The sequence below is a fragment of the Bacillus sp. SN1 genome (genome assembly GCF_002796895.1).
In the GTDB taxonomy this organism is placed as follows: Bacteria; Bacillota; Bacilli; order Bacillales; family Bacillaceae; genus Bacillus; species Bacillus inaquosorum.
In genome coordinates this window covers 140,800-156,260 of sequence record NZ_PHIE01000003.1, presented here as the reverse complement: position 1 = coordinate 156,260, position 15,461 = coordinate 140,800, and the positions used below count along the sequence as shown (strand labels likewise).

Sequence of the window (15,461 nt, the reverse complement as noted above, 5' to 3'; positions counted from 1 at the left end):
CTGATTCTCAAAAAATAAAAAACATCTCCTGAACAATCAGGAGATGTTATCACCATTTAAAGCTCGATCGTCTCACCGACCGCCATGACTTTACCGACTCCGCCCGGCAGGCTGTCAGCGAATGCCTCAGGGTCTTGTTCGATAACCGGGAATGTATTGTAATGAACCGGCACGACCTGTTTTGCCCGCAGCCATTCAGCGGCAAGCTTGGCGTCTTCAGGCCCCATCGTAAAGTTATCGCCAATCGGCAGGAAGGCAAGGTCAATATGATTCAATTCGCCAATCAGCTTCATATCAGAGAAAAGAGCCGTATCGCCCGCGTGGAAAATCGTTTTATCTTCTACTGTCAGTAAAATACCAGCTGGCATGCCTGTATAAGTAATCGTCTTGTTTTCCTCATCTGTGATGGCTGATCCGTGAAAGGCCTGTGTGAGCTTCACTTTTCCAAAATCGAACTGGCGGGAGCCGCCAATGTGCATTGGATGAACATTCAAGCCTTTCCAGCCTAGGTACACGGCGAGCTCGTTCGGAGCTACAACAAGCGCGTTGTTTTGCTTGGCGATTTGCTCAGTGTCGCCGACATGATCATTGTGGCCGTGCGTCAATAAGATGACGTCTGCTTTTACATCCTCCGGCTTTACATCCGTTAACGAATTCCCTGTCAAAAACGGATCAAATATAATATGATGGTCCTTCGTTTCCACTGTGATTACAGAATGTCCGTGATATGTCACTTTCATTTCTTTCACCTCGTCACGTTATTTTAATTTTTTAATTTCCCTTTTCAAAAAGCTGAAAAACTTATGTTGTTTGATTCTTATTAATGACATTGAGGCCACCGGTGGCTTCAATGACAGTCCCTGTCACAAGGTCTGAATTCTCTTCACACAAGAAGGCGATAATCCGGGCGATATCCTCGCCTGTACCGGATCTCCCTATCGGCGTTTTTTCTTTGCCGATCCGCTTTCTGGCTTCCTCTATTGACGCTTCCTTCATGTCCCCGACAATGTCCCCCGGGCAAACCATGTTGGCGGTTATGCCGAATTCGGCTTCTTCAATGGCAATGGTCTTCGTCAAAGAAGCCAAACCCACTTTCGCAGCGCCAAATGCCGATCGGTGAAGCCAGCCGGGTGCGTGCGCCGCTCCTTGAAATCCGTACGTGATGATGCGGCCGAATTGCTGTTTTCTCATAATAGGAATAACCGCTTTGAATAAATGAAAGACGGCGCTTAAATTTCCTTCCAGCATACCGTACCATTCATCATCAGTATAATCGGCTAATTTTTTACGTTCAAATATGTATGGTCCCGCGTTGTTAATCAAAAAGTCGATCCTTCCGAAGCGGTTTAAAGCAGTCTCTGCAATACGCAGCAGATCTTCTTTTTTGGTGACATCTCCTTTTACAAATTGCAGCCGGTCAAGACAATCAGGACAGGCTTCCTTCAGGCGGCTCACAGCCTCCTCATCCTGCCTGTAATTGACTGTTACTGAATACCCCTTTGCAAGCAACGTCTCAGTCACTTTGCGGCCTAAACCCTTCGAACCGGCAGTAATTAAAGCATGTCGCACATGAATACCTCCCAAAGCAACGTCGCCGCTTTCATAAAGTGTTTCTTCTTCTACTTTACTATAAAAGCCCATCAATATCACTTTTTACACTTTGACATACAAAAAAAGCTGCCTGTACAGACAGCTTATTCTGCAGAAGATGAAGACTCCTGATCAGGCATATCGACATAACCGCTTTGATATGCTTCTGAAATGAGCCTTGTTGTCTCCTGGCTTTCTTGTTCATCATAAATATAGCGTTCCGGTTCTTTTTTCATCCTTCTGCCTCCCATCATTATAGAGGTAGGTTGGCTATAATGACGGGATTTTATGAAGGAAATTTTAGCAAACTCCTGCTGCCACGCAAGCTTTCGCTTTTTCAAGCGCCTGCTCCACCTGTTTGAATCCGGTGCCTCCGGCGCTCATTCTTTTTTCAACTGCGTGGTAAGGGTCTAACACAGTGTAAATATCTTCTTCGAAGAGCGTGCTCGCCTGCTGAAAATCACCAAACGGCATATCGCTTAAATAGATCCCTTTTTCAATGCATGTGTACACAAGTTTTCCGACCACTTCATGCGCTTCTCTGAACGGCATTCCTTTTTTCGCTAAATAATCGGCCAATTCCGTCGCATTTGAAAAGTCTTGTTTTGTCGCTTGCTTCATGACGTCTTTGTTTACAGTCATTGTTTGGATCATGCCTGTGAAGATTTGCAGGCTGCCCTCAACCGTTTTCACCGTGTCAAACATGCCCTCTTTGTCTTCCTGCAGGTCTTTGTTGTAAGCGAGCGGAAGGCCTTTCATGATTGTAAACAGCCCCATCATATCGCCGTATACGCGTCCCGTTTTGCCGCGGATCAGCTCTGCCATATCAGGGTTTTTCTTTTGCGGCATCATGCTGCTTCCCGTTGCGTACGTATCGTCAAGCTCGATGAATTTAAACTCCTGAGAGCACCATAGAATGATTTCTTCAGAGAAACGGGATAGGTGCATCATCAGCATACTGCTGTTGCTTAAAAACTCCAAAATGAAATCTCTGTCGCTGACGCCGTCCAGGCTGTTTTCATAAATGGAATCAAAACCGAGCAGTTCTGCTGAATAATCACGGTCGATTGGGAAGGTTGTTCCCGCGAGTGCTCCGCAGCCGAGCGGAGATTTGTTAATCCGCTTCATTGAATCCTGAAAACGCTCCTTGTCGCGCTCCAGCATCCAGAAATACGCAAGCAGATGGTGAGCGAATGAAATCGGCTGGGCACGCTGCAGATGTGTGTAGCCCGGCAGAATCGTTTCGATATTCACTTCCGCCTTTTCGACCAGCGCGCTTTGGAATGCCTCAATCAGTTCAATGATGTGGCCGACATGATTTTTCAAATATAAATGCATGTCAGTAGCGACCTGGTCATTCCGGCTTCTTCCGGTATGCAGCTTGCCGCCGAGAGGGCCGATTTCATCAATAAGCATTTTCTCAATGTTCAAATGTATATCCTCATAATCGACTGAGAATTCCAATGCTCCCTCCTCTGCTTTTTTCAGAAGGGTTTTCAGTCCCTCACGGATTTTCAGCTCTTCTTCCGCTGTCAGGATACCGCATTTTTTCAGCATAGCAGCATGTGCGAGAGACCCTGTAATGTCTTCAGTGACTAAATTTTGGTCAAATGATATGGACGCGCCGAACTCGTCGACCCATTTTTCCGGTGTTTTTTGAAATCGGCCTCCCCAAAGCTTCTTCATGCTTTAATCTGCTCCTTCTTTTTCACGATGCTGTTCACTTTTGTCGGAAGTCCCCAAAGCTCGATAAACCCGATTGCCGCATGGTGATCAAACGCATCGTCTTTTGTATACGTTGCAAGTTTTTCATCATATAGAGAGTATTCTGATTTACGTCCCTCTACAATCGCATGACCTTTAAACAGCTTCACGCGGACAATGCCTGTAACATGTTTTTGCGTTTCTTTTAAGAAAGCGTGCAGCGCGTCTTTTAACGGTGAGAACCATAAGCCGTTGTAAATGATTTCTGACATTTTTTGCTCGATGATCGGTTTAAAGTGAGCCACCTCTTTAACCAGTGTCAAATCTTCTAATTCTTTATGCGCTTTGATTAGTGTCATCGCACCAGGGCATTCGTATACTTCCCGGGATTTAATGCCGACAAGGCGGTTTTCCACATGGTCGATACGTCCGACACCGTGTGCGCCTGCCATTTCATTCAGCTTCAAAATCAGTTCAGAAAGCGAGTAGGATACGCCGTCAATGGAGACAGGCACACCTTGTTCAAATGCAATTTCAATCACTTCCGGCGTGTCCGGCGTTTTTTCCAGCGGAGCTGTTAAATCGTATGCGCCTTCTGGCGGCGCCGCCCATGGATCTTCTAAAATGCCGCACTCATTTGCGCGTCCCCACAGGTTTTGGTCGATAGAATACGGGCTGTCAAGATTGATCGGAATCGGAATGCCGCGGCTTGCCGCATATTCAATTTCTTCTTCACGTGACCACTGCCATTCGCGAACCGGCGCGATGACTTCAAGGTCAGGGTTTAATGATTTAATGGAGACTTCGAAACGAACCTGGTCATTTCCTTTCCCTGTGCATCCGTGTGCAATCGCCTGTGCATCTTCTTTTTCCGCGATTTCAACCAGTTTTTTCGCAATCAGCGGTCGAGATAATGCCGAAACGAGCGGATATTTTCCTTCATACATCGTGTGGGCCTGCAGAGAGATAAGCGCGTAGTCCTGTGCGAATTCTTCTTTCGCATCGATCACGTAGGAGTTTGTCGCGCCGACTTCCAGCGCTTTCTGCTGAACAAATGCCAAATCTTTGCCTTCACCGACGTCCAGGCAGCATGCGATTACATTATATCCTTGCTCCTGAAGCCATTTTATTGCAACGGAAGTATCAAGACCTCCTGAGTATGCTAATACGACTTTTTTCTGTTCTGACATGATAAAAATCCCCTCTCAACCGTGTTTCTTTTTTGTATAAAAATAAATTATATTTAATAAAAATACATTTTGTATGTATACACTTTAACAAGTACGTTTCGTTTTTTCAAGCCTTTTATAAAAAAAACTTCACCTAAATTTCCAGGTGAAGTTTCGTAGTATTTATTCATTTACTTGTCTTTTCTGATTTCTCTAATTACATGTGTAAGTTCGGGAATAATCAGCTTATTCATTGCCAGCTTTACCGCGCCGCTTGAGCCTGGCGTTGAGAAAACGGCTGTATGCTGGATGACGCCAGCAGTGGCTCTCGACATGATTGCGGCAGAGCCGATATCCTCTGTATAACTCAGCATCCTGAATATTTCTCCAAAGCCGGGCAGCTCTTTCGAAAACAGCGGCGTAATGGCTTCAATTGTGACGTCCCGATTTGCTATGCCTGTCCCTCCGTTTAAGAGAACCGCGTCTGTCTGTTCATCCATGCAGCCCGCAAGCACAGCCCGCTGCAAAGCATCCTTATCGTCTTTTACAATTTCATATGCAGCAATGTGGTGACCGGCTTCTTCTAAAAACGACATCATCAGCTTGCCGCTTTTATCCGTTTCTTCTGTCCTCGTGTCACTGACTGTAATCACTTTGCACCGAACGATATCGGGAGCTTCCTGTTTATGCTCTTGAACGCTCATTGGCCCACCTCTTTTATTTTTTTCTGTCTGTCACTATCATGCATCAACAAAAAAGCACATTCAAGAGAATGTGCTTTCATGCGATTTATTTTGCTAAACGGACAACGTCGCGCGCAATCATGACTTCTTCATCAGTCGGAATGATCATGACTTTTACTGGAGAATGCGGATAGCTGATGAAAGCTTCCTCGCCGCGCACGTTATTAAGCGCAGGATCCCAGTACACGCCCATGAATTCTAAGCCGCGAAGCACGCGTTCTCTGACTTCCACACTGTTTTCACCAATACCGGCAGTAAAGATGATCGCATCAACACCGCTCATTCTTGCAGCGTAAGAACCGATGTATTTGTGGATTCTGCTTGCGAAGACTTCAAGAGCAGTTTCCGCGCGCTCATTTCCTTCTTTCGTTGCTTCAACGATGTCACGAAGATCGCTTGAGAAACCGGAGATGCCGAGCAGTCCGCTTTTTTTGTTTAATGTATTCAATACTTCGTCAGCTGTCTGGCCTGTTTTCTCCATGATGTATGGGATCAGGGCAGGGTCGATGTTTCCAGAGCGTGTACCCATTGCAACACCTGCAAGCGGCGTAAAGCCCATAGATGTATCAATTGATTTTCCGCCTTCAACAGCAGCAATACTTGCTCCGTTTCCAAGGTGGCAGGAAATCAGGCGTAAATCTTTTAACGGACGGCCGAGAAGCTCTGCCGCGCGCTCAGTCACATATTTATGTGAAGTGCCGTGGAAGCCGTATTTACGGATGCCGAATTTTTCATAGTATTCATACGGCAGGCTGTACAGGTAAGACTGTTCAGGCATTGTTTGGTGGAATGCCGTATCAAAAACAGCTACCGCAGGAACATTTGGAAGCACTTCTTTGAACGCTTTAATTCCAACGATATTTGCCGGGTTGTGAAGCGGTGCCAAATCAGAAATATCTTCAATTTCCTTAATGGTTTCATCAGTCAATAAAACAGAATCGCTGAATTTTTCTCCGCCGTGCACGACGCGGTGGCCAATTCCGTCAATTTCATTCAAATCTTTAATAATGCCGAATTCCGTTAACTTATTCAGCAGCATTTTAACAGCTACCGCATGATCTGGAATATCAGTTACTTCTGTATTTTTTTCGCCGTTTACAGAAATCGTGAATACGCTGTCGGCGATACCAATTCGTTCAACTAAACCCTTCGTTAAAACGGTTTCTGAAGGCATTTCGAAAAGCTGAAATTTCAAAGACGAGCTTCCTGCGTTAATTGCAATAATTTTGGACATGATTGACGCTCCTTTATACTCTGTATCAACAACTTCGTTTTTTCGTACTTTTTTCCCGGTGAATCTCATCATCTTCTCCGAAAAATATCTGACTTTTCCATTTAAACATTGTCATGTCAGCATTTCAAGTCAACTTGTGTATTGATAACGCTTACAAAAAGAAGTCGTTATTTTCAGACACATCACCTATAAATTTCGTATTGGCGAACGCTTACATTTTACGGTTTTTCCTTCTGTATTTTGTGTTTCAAAGACGGATTCAATTCGTCAGCCCGATCGTCAAGTAGCCATAATAAAAACAGCCTAAGCATCCATCATATGACGGCTGCTTAAGCTGCTATTTACCATCTATTTTTCTTTTTTAAACCACGTATCCATTTGAGCCATTATATCAAGCATCGGCTTCTGATTAGAGAAAGACGGAAGATTCGCAAGCAGAATTTGACTCGGCGCTTTCGTCTCCTCTCCTTTTTTCTGAAGCACAAGAATGCTTTTGGCATGAGCCTCGTCTTTAAAAATGGATTTTGGCAGCTGCAACAGCGCGTTAATATGAACCTTATCTTTGAAAAACTGTTTCAGCTTGTCGCTTTGGGAGCTCTCAAACAACTGATTCGGGATCATAAAAAATAAGTAGCCGCCCGGTTTGGTATGCTTGACGCTCTGTTCAATAAACAGATGATGCGCGAAGGAATGGCCTTCGTCCGCTTTGAGCTCAAACGCTTCTGCTCCTTCGTCATTCGGATAATAGCCGACCGGCAGATCGCATATGACCGTGTCAACAGGATCGATAAATAGCGGCTCAAGGCTGTCCTGATGGAAAAGCTCAAGCTCTTTTTTCAGAAGGTTCGCTTGGGCATACGCGATCTTCAGCAGCACGTCATCAATTTCAATGCCATAGCTATTCGCCGTTTTTTCAGATAGCTGGTTCAGCACGGTGAACAGAAGATTTCCCGTTCCCACAGCCGGATCTAGAACCGTCAGTTCCTTTTTGTCCGCCATAAACTTATTCACCAAATAACTGATGAAAAGCCCGATCGTGTCCGGCGTCATTTGTCTGTTCGGATGGGAAATATCTTTCAGCCCTTTCAGGACGGCAAGCTGAAAAGCTTTGCGCACCCACTCGTGCTCATATGTGCCGAATTCCGCTTTTTCAAGCAGCGCCTGAATCTGTTCGGCTTTCTTATCCGGCAGTTTCAGCTGATCCGCTTTTTCAAGAAAATACATTTCTCCCGCTTCAGCCAATGCCTCTATATATGAAATTTGCAATTCATTCTTTATGATGATCACGGCTTCGTCTAATAGCTCGTACACCGTGCCTACATGGTCTTTTTGCATCTTGTGTTCCTCCTTGCCATAAAAAAAGCTCCGGCGGCAGCCAGGAGCTTTTTTCCCTGCTTACTTCACTAATGCTTTGGCAGCCTCAATTGGCTTTTCATAGTTCGGGTGGTTTGTTGCTTCGCTTACATATTCAGCGTAAACGACTTTTCCGTTCTCATCAAGGACAAATACGGAACGCGCAAGCAGACGAAGTTCTTTAATATACACACCGAACGCTTCGCCGAATGACATATCTCTATGGTCAGACAGCGTTTCCACTTTGTCAATTCCGTTAGCACCGCACCAGCGCGCTTGTGCAAATGGAAGGTCTGCACTGATTGTATAGACGTTGACATCTCCAAGCTTTGCAGCTTCTTCGTTAAAACGGCGTGTTTGTGCATCACAAACACCTGTATCAATTGAAGGGATAACAGAAATAATCGTTACCTTTCCTTTCATATCAGCTAACGATTTTTCTTCAAGGCTGTTAGTCAGCACTGTGAAATCAGGGGCTTGATCTCCTACTTTCACTTCTTGTCCGACAAGTGTAACCGGACCGCCTTTAAATGTAATTTCAGCCATTATAATTCCTCCCTTTTGTATGTATGTCTCTATCATAGTAAAGTTTCCTGCAAACTGCAAAGTTTATGCCAAAAAAAAGTTAACTGCGGCCGGCGCAGTTAACCTTCTTTAATAATTCATATTGTTCATTTGGTTTTGATTTTGGCCCTGGCTTTGGTTCTTGTTATTTTTCTTGAACATTTGCTGGATGCGTTCAAGAGTTTGAGGGGCAGCGTCTAAAATTTTCTCAATCAAATGGGTATTTTCATCTAAATGAAGCATTCTGATGCCGGTCGATCCGACAATTAAAAACGCGATCGGCGTAATGGACACACCGCCCCCGCTTCCACCTCCGAAAGGAAGTTTTTGTTCTCTTGTCTCATCGACTTCTGATTTCTTTTCTGCCGGCTTTTGGCCAAACTCGCTTCCGCCTGCGGCGAATCCGAATCCAACTTTAGAAACAGTTAAAATCACGCTTCCATCCGGCGTTTCAACCGGATCTCCGATGATGGTGTTAACATCAATCATTTCCTTCAAGTTTTCCATTGCGGTTTTCATTAAACCTTGGATGGGATGGTCTGCCATTTACGCTTCCTCCTTAAACTGATGAATCTTTCTTTGAAGTCATTCGAGACGACGGATTCTTTTTTAATGCGGATAGCTCCCGTCCGTATTTGACGAATTTGAAAGCTGCAAGCATAGCATGTCCAAAGCGAAAAAAGAATATACACTGAAAATGGGTCTTGGAGACAGGGACCTGGAACGACGGAATCACTTCATAGACGGGTTTATTCACAAAGTCCAGATGGTCGTACAGCATGGCAGCGATACCGCCTTTCACACCCCATACAGCACCTGTTAACACACCTGTCACTGCTGCGTCCTGAATTCCGACAACTGTAACCCATTCGAGTTTTGTGATATGCAAATGCGCCAGAATAGAGGCGCCGGTTTTCCTTAAATTAGTAACTTGATGTACAAGCATTTCAATTTTTTTGATAGTTTGCTGCACATCATCAAACGTAATCTTTTTCTTGCTGCTGCTTTTTTTCACTTTAGATGTTGATTTCTGTTTGAGATCGACTGTTCCATCATTTTTGTTCACCTTAATCGCCGGAATTGTTTTTTTAACCCGGATCAGGCCAAACAGCGCTGTGATCTTCAAAGTTATTTTGTCGTTATCATCAGCGTGAAGATACTCTGCAGCGACATAAATTTTCATTCTGAGTAGCAGCACGATACCTATTAGAATAAGAATGGCTGTCAGCACATATACCATACTCTTCACTTCCTCTAGGAGCATTATCGCCAATTCAGAAAAAAATAAACCCGGACGAGGTCCGGGTTTATCAGTTATTTGCGGTATAGTTTTTCATGCACCACAGTCGTATCTGCAATGTAATCATGAATTCCCTGCTTTGTGGGTGAAAAAGCAACAACGATATATAAAATCCAAATCTTATCGATATACCGTCCGACCACTTCACGGAAAATCACTGTGCTCCATGTCAGCTTACGATCCGCCTTCACAGAAACCACTTTGAGGCCAAACACCATTTTACCAAGCGTCTGCCTGAAGCATTTTGTCATCAGCGCAAAATAGGCAAGATACACAACAAGCGTTGTCACACTGTAGGCCGAGAAGGTAAACATGCCGGATGTTTTCGGCAGATCCAATACGGTAAAGAGGGGAGAAACAAGTAAATGATTTAATCCCCATACAACGAGCCAATCAAGCAGGAAAGCCCAGAAACGAACCCAAAACCCCGCATAGGCATGTGTCAGCTGCTCCTCTTCTTGCGGGCCTTTCATGTCATTGCGCTCTAACTCTTCATATGTCGCGTCCATTATTGATCCCTCCTACTTCGCATAGAGATACATCATTCTTGGCGAACCGGATTGAGAAAGAATTTCTCTCATGTTCAGAAAATCGATTTCACTCTTAAACATTTTGTTCGCGCCCATGGTAAACAGTGAGCCTAAACCGAAGCTTTCCTCGTAAGAAATGACAGAGGCGTTTTTCAAATCCTTATGATCCTTTTTCATCGCTGAAATGGTATCGTCATAAAAACCAAGCTCATCAACGAGATTCAGTTTTTTCGCCTGGCGTCCGTCATACACGCGTCCGTCCGCAATTTTCTTTACCTCTGCTTTCGACATGCCGCGGCCATCAGAAATGACATCAACAAAGCCTTCATACGAATTATCAACCATGGATTGCATGATGTTCTTTTCTTCTTTCGTCATCTCACGGGAAGGAGACATAATGTCCTTATGAACCCCGCTCTTAATCGTTTCAAAAGAAATGCCGAGGCTATCAGCAAGCTTTGAATAATTGACGCTTTCCATAATGACACCGAGTGACCCAGTCAGAGTTTCCGGTGTCGCAAAAATTTTATCAGCCGCCGTTGAGATATAATAACCGCCGGATGCTGCCATCGATCCCATCGACACGTAAATCGGTTTTTTCGTTTCTTTCTTGATTTCTTCCAGCTTCTTATGTATTTCAGCACTTTCATATACTCCGCCGCCCGGAGAATTCACCTTCAGAACAATGCCTTTGACTGCCTTGTCATCTTTTGCACGTTCAAGGTTTTTTAAGAACGTTCTGTGGTTATATCCGTCTGAACCGAGCAGACTGCTTGAATCCCCATTATCCTGAATGGTGCCGCTGACCTCCAATACGGCAATTTTACTTGAGAGACTGCCATTTTCCAGCGTCTTTTCCTGCGATTCATCCGTCAGTGATGTGAGATCCGTTTGAGCCCCTTTGACGCTTTCAAAGAAACTCATTGAGATACTGACGATGATAGACACGCCGAAAATCCCCAAGGCAATAACTAATGCGATCCATCTTTTTGCATTCATTTTTTTCTCCTCCTTTTCCCAAACTCTCTCATTATACGATTCAATATGAAAAATGTTTCAATTGATGAGAAAGCTCCGGCTTAACGGGCTGCCGGCAAACGTGGTACACTTATGGCCAAAGGTATTTTATCACAAATACTGGATGGCAGAAAAACTTAAATATAACAGCAAAGGGGAAATGGGATATGACCGATCAACGCCGTAATGTTTATTTTTTTCACAAGCAGGACCAGGAAACAAACGAACAAGTCAGCTCCTTAACGCAATTGGCTGAAGAGTATGGATTTACCGTTGTGAATCAGCACTCAGACGCCAATATTATCGCAAGCATTGGCGGGGACGGCACATTTTTGCAGGCAGTCAGAAAGACGAATTTCCGTGATGACTGCTTGTACGTCGGCATTACCAAAAAGGGGAAAGCTCATTTATATTGCGACTTTCATAGTGATGAGCGTGAAAAAATGGTCGATGCGATGACGTTTGAACAAATTGAAGTCAGAAAATATCCGCTGATTGAAGTGACAGTCGATAACGCCAGCCCTTTTCACTGCTTAAACGAGGTTTCCATCCGTTCAAGCATCATAAAAACCTTTGTGATGGACGTGCTGATCGATGATCTGCACTTTGAAACATTTAGAGGAGACGGAATGATTATCTCAACACCTACAGGCAGCACTGCATATAACAAGTCCGTTGCAGGAGCGGTTGTTGATCCGCTGCTCCCATGTATGCAGGTATCTGAGCTTGCTTCCCTGAACAATAACACCTACCGGACACTCGGCTCGCCATTTGTCCTTAGCTCTGACCGAAAGCTGACCCTTCGAGTGGTGCAAGACGGCAATGAGCACCCGATCATCGGCTTGGACAATGAAGCACTCAGTACGAGAAACGTGAAAACGATCGAAATTAAACTGTCTGATAAGAAAATCAAAACAGTCAAACTAAAGGACAATTCATTTTGGGAGAAAGTGAAGCGTACTTTTTTATAGGAAATGAAAAGGACAGGCAGCTGCCTGTCCTTTTATTATTTCTCATATACAATCTGACCGTTGATCACGGTTTTTTTAATGTCTAAAAGATGAAGCTGTGCAGGATCAATTGTAAACGGATCGTCACTTAGAACCGTAAAATCCGCGTCATAGCCTTCGGCAATTTTTCCGCGTGACTTCTCTTTATAAATGATCCCGGCGCTTCCCTCTGTATAGAGCTTAATCGCTTCATACACAGTTAAACATTCGCTTTCATTATAGCTCGGACCATTTGGCTCGTGGCTGCTTTTCCGGAGCACCGCGGACTGAATGCCAAGAAGCGGGTCAACTGGCTCAATCGGTGCGTCTGAGCCGCCCGCGCATAAAATGCCTTTAGACATGAGCGTTTTCCACGCAAAGGCTGTGTTCATCCGGTCTTTTCCAAGTCGGTCAATGACCCACGGAAAATCACTGGCAACGAAATGAGGCTGAAGATCAAGCGCGATCGGCATGCGTGCTGCTTTTTCGATTAATTCATCATCCAGCACTTGGGCATGAATCAGCCGATCATGCCGACCGTTTCGGGGTGGATGCTTCTCAATTGCATTCAGCACTTTTTCAAAAGCTAAATCGCCGATTGCATGAACGGCAACCTCCATGCCTTTTTCTCTCGCTTTTTGAATGAGCCGGCCAAGGGTTTCATCATCATGAACTTGAACACCATTAGTGGATGGATCGTCCTGATATGGTTCTTTTAATAAAGCCGTTCTTCCGCCAAGCGCTCCGTCAGCAAAGATTTTCATCGCACCGAACTCCACATACGGACCGGATGGCTTCTCCAGCTGCTCCCAGCGATCGACTGCTTCGTGATGAACGAGCAAATGACAGCGGAACGGATACTTTCCGCTGGCGGCAGCTTTCCCATAAGCTTTCATCGGCACCGAAGCATCACCATAATAGGACAAGTCTTCCGAATGTCCGCCCGTCAGGCCTTTCGTCCAGCAATCTTCTATCGCAGCCGTAAGCGCCTCATCAACATAGTGCTGGGAGACTGACGGGACAGCCTTCAGAATCAAATCCTGAGCCTTATCAAACAGAAGCCCGATCGGCTCGCCATTTGTATCTTTTACGATGACTCCGCCGTCAGGGTCAGGAGTACTTTGTGAAATCCCTGCCGCTTGAAGTGCAGCAGAATTGACAGCTATCGCATGCCGGCAGATTCGCTTGAGCAAGACGGGCCTGTCGGGAAATAAACGATCAAGATCATGCTTAGTCAAATAGTCCGGTGTCTCAAACTGATTTTCATTCCAGCCCTCTCCAATGAGCCAATCGCCTTCAGGCAGCTGCCCCTCTCTTTCCTTCGCAGCCTGCAAAATAGCTTCCTTCGACGTCAGTGCAGACAGATCGAGCTGAAGCTGTTTCTCCCCGTGGCCGATCAAATGTAAATGGCTGTCGACAAATCCGGGAAACATCACTGCCCCGTCCAGACTGATTTCTTCTGTTTCCGGAGACCCGTACTTTTTCTTCAGAAGCTCATAGCTGCCGATGCCCTTTATGACACCATCCTCAACATAAACTGCCTCTGTCCGATCGCCTTCTTCGAGCATCGTATAAATGAAACCGCCGTGCCATATCGCCTTCATTCACGTTCACTCTCTTTCTTTTACGCCTTTTTATTGGCTTTGAGCTGTTCTTCACGTTTTCTTAATTCCACTCGTCTGATTTTTGCAGAAGCCGTTTTCGGCAGGCTTTCCACAAATTCTATCTCTCTAGGATATTTGTATGGAGCGGTAATGGTCTTGACATGATTTTGCAGAATTTTGACAAGCTCATCACTGCGTTTTTCGTGATCTTGCAGGACAACGTACGCCTTAACGATGGAACCTCTGATTTCATCAGGGCTTGCGACAACAGCACATTCTTTTACTTCAGGGTGCTTAACGAGTGCGTCTTCCACTTCGAATGGCCCGATCGTGTAGCCGGAGCTGATAATGATATCGTCATTTCGGCTTTCAAACCAAAAGTAACCATCCTCATCTTTTTTTGCTCTGTCTCCTGTTAGGAAATAATCGCCGCGAATTTGTGTTTTCATTCTATCCGGATCTTTATAATATTCTTTAAAGAGCGCCGGCGTGCTGAGGTGAACAGCGATATCTCCAACCTCACCAGGTTTGCAGATTTCACCGTCTTCATTAATGATCTCCACCTGATTTCCCGGTGTCGGTTTTCCCATGCTTCCAGGTTTAATATCCATATCTTTTAAGACACCGACTAAAAGCGTGCTTTCTGTTTGGCCATATCCGTCCCGCACCTTAATGCCGAAGTGCTTTTGAAAAACATCAATGACTTCACGGTTGAGCGGCTCGCCTGCGGAAACGGCGCTGTGCAGGGCAGAAAGATCATAGCGGTCTAAGCCTTCGACCTTCGCCATTAAGCGGTATTCCGTCGGCGTACAGCAGAAGACATTGATTTTGTACCGGTTTAAAAGTTCTAAATATTTTTCTGCTTTGAATCTTCCGTGGTACACAAAACCCGTTGCTCCGCTGCCGAGTACCGCTAAAAACGGGCTCCACACCCACTTTTGCCAGCCAGGAGCAGCAGTCGCCCAGACGGTATCCTTTTCAGAAATATCAAGCCAAGCGCCGGCAGATGTTTTTAAATGAGCAAATGCCCAACCATGTGTATGTACAACACCTTTAGGCTGACCTGTTGTTCCGGATGTATAAGATAAGAAAGCCATATCATCTCTTGTTGTGTCTGCTGTTTGGAATTGGCTTCCGTCCGCTTCAATCGATAAGAGATTTTTCCAGCCGGCATCGTTTTCGCCAATAGAGAGCTTAATCAGTTTGTCAGCAGTACTGACATCACGGAAAGCGCCGATAAATGCAGAATAGACGATAGCGCCTTTCACTTCGGCATGTTCAATCCGGTATTCAAGATCTTTCGCACGAAGCATTTCAGAGCATGGAATGACTACCATTCCTGATTTCAGGATAGCCAAATAAACAGCATAGGCTTCAAGCACCCGCGGAACCATTACAATCAGCTTGTCTCCCTTTTTAAATCCAAGGTCAGCCAAAGCCGCTCCGATTTTATTTGTTTCTTCCATCAGCTTTTCATATGACCAAGATTCTTGCTTGCCTGACTCATCCTCCCATAGAAGGGCGGTTTTTTGTCCAGCGGCACTGAACTTTTCCATTTCATTTACTAAATTATATTGCTTAGGGGCAATTAGATCTTCTCGTTTTAACACGAACAACTCCTCACTTTCTCCACCCATTATACATAAATACAGGCTCTTTCCGTA

At 45.0% G+C, this 15,461-nt stretch carries 16 protein-coding genes; 1 reads left to right on the top strand and 15 read right to left on the bottom strand.

Features of this window, described 5'->3' with window-relative positions; translation table 11 throughout:
• Positions 1 to 56 precede the first annotated feature (56 nt).
• From CVV77_RS12425 to sppA, 13 genes are all read right to left on the bottom strand, one after another.
• Positions 57 to 740 (bottom strand): metal-dependent hydrolase, encoded by a 684-nt coding sequence (locus tag CVV77_RS12425; protein ID WP_003237834.1) that lies wholly within the window; start codon positions 738 to 740, stop codon positions 57 to 59.
• Between the two features lie 61 nt (positions 741 to 801).
• Positions 802 to 1,569 (bottom strand): SDR family oxidoreductase, encoded by a 768-nt coding sequence (locus CVV77_RS12420; protein WP_003237838.1) that lies wholly within the window; start codon positions 1,567 to 1,569, stop codon positions 802 to 804.
• A gap of 125 nt (positions 1,570 to 1,694) precedes the next feature.
• The gene (locus CVV77_RS22405; protein ID WP_003237840.1) at positions 1,695 to 1,826 is read right to left on the bottom strand and encodes a hypothetical protein; all 132 of its coding nucleotides are present in this window, start codon (positions 1,824 to 1,826) and stop codon (positions 1,695 to 1,697) included.
• Between the two features lie 64 nt (positions 1,827 to 1,890).
• Positions 1,891 to 3,276: an argininosuccinate lyase gene (gene argH / locus CVV77_RS12410; protein ID WP_019259173.1), complete on the bottom strand. Its 1,386-nt coding sequence runs from the start codon at positions 3,274 to 3,276 to the stop codon at positions 1,891 to 1,893.
• Positions 3,273 to 4,484, bottom strand: coding sequence for an argininosuccinate synthase (locus tag CVV77_RS12405; RefSeq protein ID WP_003229357.1), 1,212 nt, complete (start codon positions 4,482 to 4,484; stop codon positions 3,273 to 3,275). The genes argH and CVV77_RS12405 overlap by 4 nt, the downstream gene beginning before the upstream one ends.
• A 170-nt stretch (positions 4,485 to 4,654) precedes the next feature.
• Positions 4,655 to 5,167, bottom strand: a complete 513-nt coding sequence (locus tag CVV77_RS12400) for a MogA/MoaB family molybdenum cofactor biosynthesis protein (RefSeq protein WP_019259174.1) — start codon at positions 5,165 to 5,167, stop codon at positions 4,655 to 4,657.
• 85 nt (positions 5,168 to 5,252) lie between these two features.
• On the bottom strand, positions 5,253 to 6,440 hold the full coding sequence (locus tag CVV77_RS12395; RefSeq protein WP_029316879.1) for an acetate kinase: 1,188 nt from the start codon (positions 6,438 to 6,440) through the stop codon (positions 5,253 to 5,255).
• A 348-nt stretch (positions 6,441 to 6,788) separates the two neighbouring features.
• The gene (locus CVV77_RS12390) at positions 6,789 to 7,775 is read right to left on the bottom strand and encodes a class I SAM-dependent methyltransferase (RefSeq protein WP_100275532.1); all 987 of its coding nucleotides are present in this window, start codon (positions 7,773 to 7,775) and stop codon (positions 6,789 to 6,791) included.
• A 60-nt stretch (positions 7,776 to 7,835) separates the two neighbouring features.
• Positions 7,836 to 8,339 (bottom strand): thiol peroxidase, encoded by a 504-nt coding sequence (gene tpx, locus CVV77_RS12385; RefSeq protein WP_003223506.1) that lies wholly within the window; start codon positions 8,337 to 8,339, stop codon positions 7,836 to 7,838.
• 108 nt (positions 8,340 to 8,447) lie between these two features.
• Complete coding sequence (gene ytfJ / locus CVV77_RS12380) at positions 8,448 to 8,903, bottom strand: GerW family sporulation protein (RefSeq protein ID WP_100275531.1); 456 nt, start codon at positions 8,901 to 8,903, stop codon at positions 8,448 to 8,450.
• Positions 8,904 to 8,916: 13 nt separating this feature from the next.
• Entirely contained in the window at positions 8,917 to 9,597 is a 681-nt protein-coding gene (locus CVV77_RS12375; protein WP_019259179.1) for a DUF2953 domain-containing protein, read from the bottom strand.
• A 74-nt stretch (positions 9,598 to 9,671) separates the two neighbouring features.
• On the bottom strand, positions 9,672 to 10,166 hold the full coding sequence (locus tag CVV77_RS12370; RefSeq protein ID WP_100275530.1) for an RDD family protein: 495 nt from the start codon (positions 10,164 to 10,166) through the stop codon (positions 9,672 to 9,674).
• Between the two features lie 12 nt (positions 10,167 to 10,178).
• Positions 10,179 to 11,186, bottom strand: coding sequence for a signal peptide peptidase SppA (gene sppA / locus CVV77_RS12365; protein ID WP_100275529.1), 1,008 nt, complete (start codon positions 11,184 to 11,186; stop codon positions 10,179 to 10,181).
• Positions 11,187 to 11,371: 185 nt separating this feature from the next.
• On the opposite strand from sppA, the gene CVV77_RS12360 reads away from it, so the two are divergent.
• Positions 11,372 to 12,175, top strand: a complete 804-nt coding sequence (locus CVV77_RS12360) for an NAD kinase (RefSeq protein WP_003237863.1) — start codon at positions 11,372 to 11,374, stop codon at positions 12,173 to 12,175.
• 35 nt (positions 12,176 to 12,210) lie between these two features.
• On the opposite strand, the gene CVV77_RS12355 is transcribed toward CVV77_RS12360, so the two are convergent.
• Entirely contained in the window at positions 12,211 to 13,797 is a 1,587-nt protein-coding gene (locus CVV77_RS12355; RefSeq protein WP_100275528.1) for an amidohydrolase, read from the bottom strand.
• A 20-nt stretch (positions 13,798 to 13,817) separates the two neighbouring features.
• Entirely contained in the window at positions 13,818 to 15,407 is a 1,590-nt protein-coding gene (mbcS, locus tag CVV77_RS12350) for an acyl-CoA synthetase MbcS (RefSeq protein ID WP_084992919.1), read from the bottom strand.
• Between the last annotated feature and the right edge of the window lie 54 nt (positions 15,408 to 15,461).